Annotated in this window: 14 protein-coding genes; 12 read left to right on the forward strand and 2 right to left on the reverse strand. The window is 64.2% G+C overall.

What is annotated here, in order from left to right; all coding sequences use genetic code 11:
* From QZ378_RS10710 to QZ378_RS10730, 5 genes are all read left to right on the forward strand, one after another.
* Positions 1–1,136, forward strand: a 1,136-nt coding sequence (locus QZ378_RS10710; protein ID WP_291258255.1) for a class I tRNA ligase family protein, incomplete at its 5' end; no start/stop codon positions are given.
* Between the two features lie 11 nt (positions 1,137–1,147).
* On the forward strand, positions 1,148–1,525 hold the full coding sequence (locus tag QZ378_RS10715) for a VOC family protein (RefSeq protein WP_291258256.1): 378 nt from the start codon (positions 1,148–1,150) through the stop codon (positions 1,523–1,525).
* A gap of 132 nt (positions 1,526–1,657) precedes the next feature.
* Positions 1,658–1,840, forward strand: a complete 183-nt coding sequence (gene rpsU / locus QZ378_RS10720) for a 30S ribosomal protein S21 (protein ID WP_087237058.1) — start codon at positions 1,658–1,660, stop codon at positions 1,838–1,840.
* 204 nt (positions 1,841–2,044) lie between these two features.
* Positions 2,045–2,734, forward strand: coding sequence for a DUF3796 domain-containing protein (locus QZ378_RS10725; RefSeq protein WP_291258257.1), 690 nt, complete (start codon positions 2,045–2,047; stop codon positions 2,732–2,734).
* The gene (locus QZ378_RS10730) at positions 2,710–2,946 is read left to right on the forward strand and encodes a helix-turn-helix transcriptional regulator (RefSeq protein WP_291258258.1); all 237 of its coding nucleotides are present in this window, start codon (positions 2,710–2,712) and stop codon (positions 2,944–2,946) included. The genes QZ378_RS10725 and QZ378_RS10730 overlap by 25 nt, the downstream gene beginning before the upstream one ends.
* A 220-nt stretch (positions 2,947–3,166) precedes the next feature.
* Here QZ378_RS10730 and QZ378_RS10735 read toward each other — a convergent pair whose 3' ends face one another.
* On the reverse strand, positions 3,167–3,784 hold the full coding sequence (locus QZ378_RS10735; RefSeq protein ID WP_291258259.1) for a nucleotidyltransferase domain-containing protein: 618 nt from the start codon (positions 3,782–3,784) through the stop codon (positions 3,167–3,169).
* Positions 3,785–3,847: 63 nt separating this feature from the next.
* Positions 3,848–4,624: a hypothetical protein gene (locus QZ378_RS10740; protein ID WP_291258260.1), complete on the reverse strand. Its 777-nt coding sequence runs from the start codon at positions 4,622–4,624 to the stop codon at positions 3,848–3,850.
* 82 nt (positions 4,625–4,706) lie between these two features.
* On the opposite strand from QZ378_RS10740, the gene QZ378_RS10745 reads away from it, so the two are divergent.
* The 7 genes from QZ378_RS10745 to QZ378_RS10775 form a co-directional block, all read left to right on the forward strand.
* The gene (locus QZ378_RS10745; RefSeq protein ID WP_291258261.1) at positions 4,707–5,216 is read left to right on the forward strand and encodes a YqeG family HAD IIIA-type phosphatase; all 510 of its coding nucleotides are present in this window, start codon (positions 4,707–4,709) and stop codon (positions 5,214–5,216) included.
* Positions 5,213–6,079, forward strand: coding sequence for a TIM barrel protein (locus tag QZ378_RS10750; protein WP_291258262.1), 867 nt, complete (start codon positions 5,213–5,215; stop codon positions 6,077–6,079). Before QZ378_RS10745 ends, QZ378_RS10750 begins: the two co-directional genes overlap by 4 nt.
* Before the next feature lie 116 nt (positions 6,080–6,195).
* The gene (locus tag QZ378_RS10755; protein WP_291258263.1) at positions 6,196–6,396 is read left to right on the forward strand and encodes a hypothetical protein; all 201 of its coding nucleotides are present in this window, start codon (positions 6,196–6,198) and stop codon (positions 6,394–6,396) included.
* An 89-nt stretch (positions 6,397–6,485) separates the two neighbouring features.
* Positions 6,486–7,550, forward strand: coding sequence for a Xaa-Pro peptidase family protein (locus QZ378_RS10760; protein ID WP_291258264.1), 1,065 nt, complete (start codon positions 6,486–6,488; stop codon positions 7,548–7,550).
* 80 nt (positions 7,551–7,630) lie between these two features.
* The gene (efp, locus tag QZ378_RS10765) at positions 7,631–8,200 is read left to right on the forward strand and encodes an elongation factor P (protein ID WP_291258265.1); all 570 of its coding nucleotides are present in this window, start codon (positions 7,631–7,633) and stop codon (positions 8,198–8,200) included.
* Positions 8,201–8,386: 186 nt separating this feature from the next.
* Positions 8,387–8,845, forward strand: coding sequence for a CD1247 N-terminal domain-containing protein (locus QZ378_RS10770; protein WP_291258266.1), 459 nt, complete (start codon positions 8,387–8,389; stop codon positions 8,843–8,845).
* A 186-nt stretch (positions 8,846–9,031) separates the two neighbouring features.
* On the forward strand, positions 9,032–9,306 hold a 275-nt coding region (locus tag QZ378_RS10775), incomplete at its 3' end, for a FeoA family protein (RefSeq protein WP_291258267.1).

Raw genomic sequence — 9,306 nt, forward strand, 5'->3', positions numbered from 1 at the left:
GGGGCGAGCCCATCCCCATGGTGTACTGCGAGAAGTGCGGCTGGCAGCCCCTGCCGGAGGATCAGCTGCCCCTGGTGCTCCCCGACGTGGAGAGCTACGAGCCCACCGACGACGGCGAGAGCCCCCTGTCCAAGATGACCGACTGGGTGAACACCACCTGCCCCCACTGCGGCGGACCCGCCAAGCGGGAGACCGACACCATGCCCCAGTGGGCGGGCTCCAGCTGGTACTTCCTGCGCTATATGGACCCCCACAACGACAAGGCCCTGGCCTCCAAGGAGGCGCTGGCGTACTGGTCCCCGGTGGACTGGTACAACGGCGGCATGGAGCACACCACCCTCCACCTGCTGTACAGCCGGTTCTGGCACAAGTTCCTGTACGACATCGGCGTGGTGCCCACCAAGGAGCCCTACCAGAAGCGCACCTCCCACGGCATGATCCTGGGCGAGGGCGGCGAGAAGATGTCCAAGAGCCGTGGCAACGTGATCAACCCCAACGACGTGGTGGCCCAGTACGGCGCGGACACCATGCGGCTGTATATCATGTTCATCGGCGACTTTGAGAAGGCCGCCGCCTGGAGCGACAACGCGGTGAAGGGCTGCAAGCGGTTCCTGGATCGTGTATGGAACCTGTCCGAGAACCTGACGGACGAGGCGGGCTACTCCAAGGCCAACGAGAGCGCGGTGCACAAGACCATCAAGAAGGTGTCCGACGACATCGAGGCCATGAAGTTCAACACCGCCATCGCCGCCCTGATGGCCCTGGTGAACGATTTCTACGCCAACGGCTGCTCCAGGGGCGACTACGCCGCCCTGCTGCTGATGCTGTCCCCCTTCGCCCCCCACATGGTGGAGGAGCTGTGGGAGACCCTGGGCTTCGCCGCGGGCAAGGGCATGGCCTGCGCCCAGCCCTGGCCCATCTACGACGAGAGCAAGACCGTGGAGGCCGAGGTGAATATGGCGGTGCAGGTCAACGGCAAGCTCCGCGCCACCATCACCGTGCCCATGGACAGCGGGGAGGAGGCCGTGGTGGCCGCCGCCCTGGCCGACCCCAAGGTGCAGAAGTTCACCGAGGGCAAGAACCTGGTCAAGACGATCCTGGTGAAAAACAAGCTGGTCAACCTGATTGCGAAATAAGGAGGCATGGCATGAAGGGCGTGCACCACATCTCCCTCAAGGTCAGGGGAGCCGGGGAGTTCCGGAGGGTGCTGGAATTCTATGAAACCACTCTGGAGTGCCCCGCGGTGCGCTACTGGGGCGAAGGAGACGGCCAGGGAGCCATGCTGGATCTGGGCAACACCCTGCTGGAGGTGACGGCCAGCGGCGACGCGGCGGGGAAGGGGCTTTTTGCCCACATCGCCTTTGCCACGGACGATGCCGACGCCATGATCGAAAAGGTTCGGGCGGCGGGCCGCCCGGTGATCATGGAGCCGTCGGATAAAAACCTAGGGGGAAATTACCCCATCCGCGTGGCCTTCTGCACCGGCCCGGCGGGGGAGGAGATTGAGTTTTTCCAGGAGCGATGACAGAGAAAACTGCTGGAAAGAAAAATCGCTCTTGACATTTGGCCCGCTATCGCATACAATGATTCTGTTAAAGCCATATCTTTGTGGCCCTTTGGCGGTGGAATCCCGCCGCTTCGGAGGGAGGGGAAGTCAATGTCGGAAGTCCATGTGAAGGACGGTGAGTCCTTGGAGAACGCGCTGAAGCGCTTCAAGCGCAGCTGCGCCAAGTCGGGCGTTCTGGCCGAGGTTCGCAGGCGTGAGCACTATGAGAGCCCGAGCGTGAAGCGCCGCAAGAAGTCTGAGGCCGCCCGCAAGAACCGCAAGAAGTATTACTGAGAACTTACAAGGCCCCGCACCGTCTGGTGCGGGGCCTTGTTGCGTCTGGCGGCAGGGCGGGATGCCGGCAGGATAGGCTGCCCGTGCCCGGCTATTGAAAAAGGAGACATATTTCTCTCTTTCCTCTTGACAGTCAGCACAGTAAGTGATATATTTATCCTATAAAGAGATAAATATATCTCGTTCGATAGGAGGGATACCGCGATGAAGAAGAAATGTGTCAGGCGTACGGTCCTCCTCGGCGCGGCGTGCGCCCTGCTGCTGGCGGCGGCCAGCGGGTACTCCATGGCCTTCAACGGGGGCCGGCTGGTGGAGCCCATGGACTTTTCCACCTACGTGTTCCGGGCGGGGGATCTGCCCATGCTCCTCGCCCTGGCGCTCACGGTCTGCTACGTGGGGTATCTCGTTGTCCTTCTGGTACGCTTTACCCTGGCCAACAGCCGCCGGCAGGCGTCCGCCCGCACCGCCCGGGCGGTGAACCCCAGGCTGGGACTGCTGGGCCTTTTGGGGTTCCTGGGCTTTCTGGGCTTCTGGAGTTATCGGACGGACGGGAGCATCTTTCCCTTCGCGTTCTTTCTGTTCTTCGGCTTCTTTGGCTTTTTCTTTGAGGGGAAGCTGTCCGGCACCCTGATGGACGAGCGGTACAGGGAGAATCAGCTGCGGGCCCACACCACGGCCAACCGAATTGCCCTGACCATCATCTTCCTGGCGGTGCTGCTGCTGGGGCAGGGGAAAATCATGGGCAGTCTGGAGCTTACGCTGGTGGCCTTTGTGATCGTGGTGGTGCTGGCCCTGGCGCTGGAGCTGTTCCTCAGCTCCTACACCGCTATGACCACGACGAGCCGGTGGACGGGGACGGGGAGTGAGCCATGCCGGAGTTCGAGTGCAGACTGAAGAAGTACCGCCAGCTGAAGGAACTGACCCAGGAGCAGCTGGCGGCCAAAGTAGGGGTGCGGCGGGAGACCATCATGCGCCTGGAGAAGGCCCAGTACAACCCCTCCCTCAAGCTGGCCATCGACATCTCCCGGGCGGTGGGCGCGCCCATCGAGGAGATTTTCCTCTTTCCCGAACCTTCAGAGAAGGAAGAACAGGGCGGGGACGGATAGCATCCGTCCCCGCCCTGAGACTGTCGAGAAACTCTCTTGCCGAAGGATTCGGAGGGAAGGATAGTGTGAAAGGGAACCGTCAGGGTTCCCTTTCGCGTTGGATCAAACAACTTTTTGAAACTTCAAAAAAGTTTCAAAAAGTTCAGCAGCCTGTCGGAAAAGTCTTTTCGACAGGCTGAGGGCGGGGACGGATAGCATCCGTCCCCGCCCTGTACGGCTCTTACCGCGCCATCTCCTGTTTTGCCCACGCCATCAGGGCCGGGAGGGTGCACCCGTCCCCCAGCAGGGCCCGCTCCCCCGGCTCCAGAAGGGGAAGCAGCTCCCGCCGGGCGGCCACATACCGCCCGGTGCGGCGGAGGCGGGCCAGCCGCAGGGCGAAGAAGGCGGCCTTTTGCAGGGCGGGGATAGCCTCCTCCGGACGGGCGTCAAAGAGGGCAGTGTGGCAGGCGGCGTGGTAGAGGGCGGAGGCTCCCGCCCGCACCGCCTGCTCCAGCGCCTCCTGCCCCATGGGCGGCAGCAGCCCCTCCAGGGAGCCGTACACCGGCAGGGTGTCCAGCTTCAGCTGGAGGGCGTCGAAGGCGGGCCAGGCGGCCAGGGCGGCCCGGTCGCAGAAGAAGCCGCAGGCCCGGTCGGCAAAGGGCATTTGCGCCAGCAGTACCCGGCAGGCGGCCAGCTCCGCCTCTCCCAGCTCGTCCAGCACCACCACCAGATCCACGTCGCTGTCCGGCCCGGCCTCTCCCCGGCCATAGCTGCCCTGGATGCCCACGAAGGCCACCCGGCCGGGGAAGGCCTCCAGCAGGGCGGGGAGAAAGGCGTCCATCCACGGTTTCCAGTCCATCGCGCAAACCTCCTTGTCAGAAATGGGAGGCAAGTATACCAGAAACCGGGAATCAGCGCAAGGCTATTTCAGGATTTCCTCCAGCAGATCGTCCACCTGGGGGTAGGCCAGCACGGCGGAGGTGATCCCCAGGCTCCGGGCGGTCTGCAGCTTTTTTCGGATGGAACCGGCGTCGTCGAAGAGGACGAAGTGGGCCCCGTTCTGCCGGGACATGTAGGTGAAGTAGTGGGCGCACAGCTCGCTGGAGAAGAACACCGAGGGGGCGCGCTCCTCCAGGCGCTCCTGCAGCTCCTCCCGGGTGAGGGGCATGCCCTGGCCTGTGGGGGAGGGGAGGAAGAAGTCCTCCGCCGCCCGCTCCACCGCCAGGGCCACCCGCCCGGCTCCGTACCGCTCCACGGCCTCCTGGAGCCGCTGGCGGAGGGAGCCGCCGGACAGGGCGGAGGGGATGAGCACCAGGGCGGAGTCGGAGCAGGAGCCGTAGGCCTCCGGCACATAGAGGGGCCAGCCCCGCCTGCGGCAGGCCTCCCCCAGGGCCTTCACCGCGCCGGCCAGCACCGGCACCGGATAGCCCTCAAAGTCGCACAGGATGCCGTCAAACCCCCGGGCCATGCACTCCCGCAGAATCTCCTGGCACAGGGGCCCGGCCTCCCCCCGGCCGTCAAAGCCGGTGTTGTCCACCACCATCAGCCCGCCCCGCAGGGTGACGGGCATGTTGGCCCGGAACAGATGGGGCCCGCCCCCCACCCGGTAGGCCACGTGGGCCACGGGCAGGCCGAACCGCTGGGCCGCCCGGGTCTGGTCGGGCGGCGCGGTGAGGATCAGCTTCAGATTGGTTTGCATGTCTTAAGTACCCCCTTGTCCAAGTTCTCAGAAGCGTGTATAATTCTATGCGGACAAGACGGCAAATAGACGAGGTGAAACCATGGCCTTTTCCGTGCTGCCCCACTGGACGGGCGGCAGTATCTTCGACATCGACCCCGCCGCCCTGGCCGGCCGGGGGATCACCCTGCTGCTGGCCGATCTGGACAATACCCTGGTGCCCTACGGCGTGCCGGAGCCCACGGAGGCGGTGCGGGCGTGGAACCGGGCGCTGGAGGAGGCGGGGGTCACCCTGTTCGTCCTCTCCAACAACCGCCACCCACAGCGGCCGGAGCGGTTCGCCCATGCCCTGGGCGTGCCCTTCCTGGGCCACGCGGGCAAGCCCAGGCCCGCCGGCTTCCGCCGGGCCATGGAGCAGATGGGCCGCACCCCGGCCCAGACCGCCATTGTGGGCGACCAGATCTTTACCGACATCCTGGGGGGGCGGAACGCCGGGGTGCTCACCCTGCTGGTGGAGCCCATCCGCCTGGCGGGCAACCCGGGCCGCTACCTGCGCTATGCCGCAGAGTGGCCCTTCCGCATTCTGGGAAAACGGAGGTCAAAACCCCTATGAGCGCAATCTTCGGCCCGGCGGGCAACGCCGACTCCTTCCCCTATAAGTCCTCGGCGGACGCCCCCCGCTGGCTGGCGGAGCTGGGCCTGGACGCCTATGAATACCAGTGCGGCAAGGGGGTCAACGTAAAGGAGGACACCGCCCGCAGGATCGGCGCGGCGGCCCAGGCCGCGGGCATCCGCTTGTCCCTCCACGCTCCCTACTTCATCAACCTGGCAAACCCCGACCCGGACAGTTTGCAGAAGACCATCGGCTATATCACCGCCGCCTGTGAAGCGGCGGACTGGATGGGGGCCACCCGGGTGATCATCCACTCCGGCGCCCTGATGAAGCGCACCAGAAGGGAGGCCCTGGACATCGCCATCCCCTCCCTGAAGGCGGTGCTCACCGCCTGCGACGAGGCGGGCTACGGCCATATCGCACTCTGCCCGGAGACCATGGGCAAGATCAACCAGCTGGGGGATCTGGACGAGGTGCTGGAGCTGTGCACCCTGGACGAGCGGCTGGTGCCCTGCGTGGACTTCGGCCACCTGTACGCCCGCTCCCTGGGGAAGCTGGAGGGCCATGAGGCCTGCGTCCGGATGCTGAACCGCATCCGGGAGGTGCTGGGGGAGGAGCGGGCCAGAACCTTCCACAGCCACTTCTCCAAGATCCAGTTCACCCCCAACGGGGGGGAGAAGATGCACCTGACCTTTGCGCAGGACGACTTCGGCCCCGACCCGGCCCCCCTCATGGCCGAGGTGGCCCGCCGGGGCTGGAGCCCCACCTTTATCTGCGAGTCGGCCGGGACCCAGGCCGAGGACGCGCTGACCATGAAGAAGCTGTACCAGGCCGCAGCCCCGGGCGGGGAGGCGCACCCGTGAACCCGGCGGTATGGATTGCCTTCCTGGCGGTGTTCCTCCTCCTGTTCGCGGGCCGCAGACGCGCGCGGAATCTGCGGCGGAGGGATCGGCGGAGACGAAAGGAGAGCAGATTGAGCATGAATGAGATGATCCGTCAGCTGCTGGGGAAGCGGTGCGTGGTCTGCCTGGACGGCGGCTTCGGCGGCTCCCTGACCGGCGTGCTGGAGAGGCTGGAGGACAACTGGCTGTCCGTGCGCACCGGCAAGACCGGGGCGCTGGAGCTGGTGAATCTGGACTACGTCAACCGCATCCAGGAGCTGCCCGAGAAAAAGAAATAGAGGCAGAACGTAGGGCGGGGGCTTGCCCCCGCCGCCGATCCATCAAAAAAAGACGACACCATTAGAATCATAGAAGGGAAGTTTTCAACATGAATCATCTGAAACAGATCGCGGCCAAGCTGCCCGAGTACGGCATCGACGCCATGCTGCTCAACAGCGAGCCCGGCGAGTACTACGCCGTGGGCTTCCACGGCGAGGGCAACGTGGTGGTGACGGCGGAGAAGTGCTTCTACTTCACCGATTCCCGCTATATCGAGGCGGCGGGCAACCTGATCACCGGCGCGGAGATCGCCATGACCGGCCACAGCCGCAACTACCGGGCCATGGTGCAGGAGGTTGTGGAGCAGTGCGGGATCAAGACCATGGGCTTTGAGGAAAACTACCTGTCGGTGGCGGAGTACGAGCTGTGGGAGAAGGGCCTCACCGCCAAGCTGGTGCCCGCCCAGAAGCTGGTCAACTCCCTCCGGGCCGCCAAGGACGAGGAGGAGATCGCCCTGATGCGCAAGGCCCAGGAGATCACCGACAGGGCCTTTGACGAGATCCTCAAGTTCATCCGGCCCGGCATGACCGAGCAGGAGATCGCCGCCAAGCTCCAGTACGACATGCTCCGCTTCGGTGCGGAGAAGATGAGCTTCGACCCCATCGTGGTCTCCGGCCCCAACGGCAGCCTGCCCCACGGCGTCCCCAGCAGCAAGCAGGTGCAGAAGGGCGAGTTCCTCACCATGGACTTCGGCTGCAAGTACGGCGGCTACTGCTCCGACATGACCCGCACCGTGGCTCTGGGCGAGCCCACCGAGGAGATGAAGAAGGTCTACCAGATCGTGCTGGAGGCCCAGCTGGCCGGCATCGCCGTGACAAAGGCCGGCGTGCCCGGCAAGAGCATCGACGCCGCCGCCCGCAAGGTGATTGCGGACGCGGGCTACGGGGACAACTTCGGCCACGGCTACGGCCACAGCCTGGGCATCGAGATCCACGAGTCTCCCAACGCCAACACCCGGGACAACACCCTTCTGCCCGTGGGCGCGGTGGTGTCCGCCGAGCCGGGCATCTACCTGCCCGGGAAATTCGGCGTGCGCATCGAGGATGTGACCATTTTGCGGGAAGACGGCTGTGAAATTCTCACCAAATCCCCGAAAGACCTGATTATTCTCTAAAAACCCTTGCAAATACGGGGAGAATGGGGTAAAATAGCGTAGCTGATTTAGTACAACCTGATTTTGGAGGATGAATACCAATGCCTACGATTTCTGCCAGTGACTTCCGCAACGGCGTGACCTTCGAGATGGACGGCCAGGTCATGCAGGTGGTCGAGTTCCAGCACGTGAAGCCCGGCAAGGGCGCCGCCTTTGTGCGCACCAAGATGAAGAACGTGATTACCGGCGGCGTGACCGAGACCTCCTTCAACCCCACCGCCAAGTTCGAGCAGGCCTATGTGGAGCGCAAGGACATGGAGTACAGCTACAACGACGGCGATCTGTACTACTTCATGGATCCCGAGACCTACGACCTGGTGCCCATTGGCAAGGAGCTGCTGGGCGACAACTTCCGCTTCGTGAAGGAGAACATGGTGTGCAAGATCAACTCCTACAAGGGCAAGATCTTCGCCGTGGAGCCCCCCACCTTCGTGGAGCTGGAGGTCACCGAGACCGACCCCGGCTTCCGCGGCGACACCGCCACCAACGTGACCAAGCCCGCCACCCTGGAGACCGGCGCCGAGATCAAGGTGCCCCTGTTCATCAACCCCGGCGACAAGATCAAGATCGACACCCGCACCGGCGAGTACCTGGAGCGCTGCAAGGCTTAAGCGTCCGAGCGCCCGGGAGCAGGCGCACAGCGAACCGCGCAGACGAAAAAGCAGTTGCGCCGCAGGCGCAAGGTGTTTTTCGCGGAGCGGTGAGCAGTGTGCCGTCGCGGAGGGCGCGAGGCGTGATAACAGGCGCACCATCTTAACGAAGGCCCTTCGTGGCCGCCTGAGAAAGGGAGAAAAACAATGACGATTTCCGAGAAGGTCGCGTATCTGAAGGGCCTGGCTGAGGGCCTGGATCTGGACACCTCCAAGTCCAAGGAGGCCAAGCTGATCTCCGTGATGATCGGCATCCTGGAGGAGATCGGGATGTCCATCGAGGATCTGGAGGAGAACACCGTGGCCCTGGGCGAGGAGATCGACGCCATCTCCGACGACCTCTCCGACGTGGAGAAGGCCGTGTTTGACGAGGATGACGACGACGATGACTGCTGCTGCGGCGACGAGGAGGACGATTTTTTTGAGGTGGACTGCCCCAACTGCGGCGACACCCTGATGATCGACGAGTCTGTCCTGGAAGAGGGCGTGATTCAGTGCCCCGGCTGCAGGCAGAAGTTTGCGCTGGATCTGTCCGACGACTGCTGCTGCGGGGACGGAGACGAGGATGGCTGTGGCTGCGGCTGTGAGGAGCACGACCACGACTAATAGAACCCCCTGAGCGGGCGCCCCGAGTGGGCGTCCGCTCTTTTTTGCGGAACTACGCAGGACCGCGCCCCATAGCGCCTGCTTTTTGTAGAAAACAGCACCGGTCCCTCTCTTGCGCGGCCCTGGATACCATAGTATAATGAAGGAGTTAACTTAGGTAAACTAAATTTTTTGAGTGGAGCGGCTATGAGAACTCAGACGGAACAGAACGAGAGAACCCTGGAGGAGGTGGCGCCGGGCGAGCGCGGTGTTATTCTCCAGGTTGGCAATGAAAACGGCCCGGTGAAGCGGCGGCTGGTGGATATGGGGCTGACTCCGGGCACCGAGGTCACGGTGCGCAAGGTAGCCCCTTTCGGCGATCCGGTGGAGCTCAACCTGCGGGGGTACGAGCTGTCCCTGCGCAAAGCGGACGCGGCCCAGCTCCGGGTGGCAACCGGCGCGGAGGGGGAGCGGCGCGCCCA

Source organism: Flavonifractor sp., assembly GCF_019422385.1.
GTDB classification, from domain to species: Bacteria; Bacillota; Clostridia; order Oscillospirales; family Oscillospiraceae; genus Flavonifractor; species Flavonifractor avistercoris.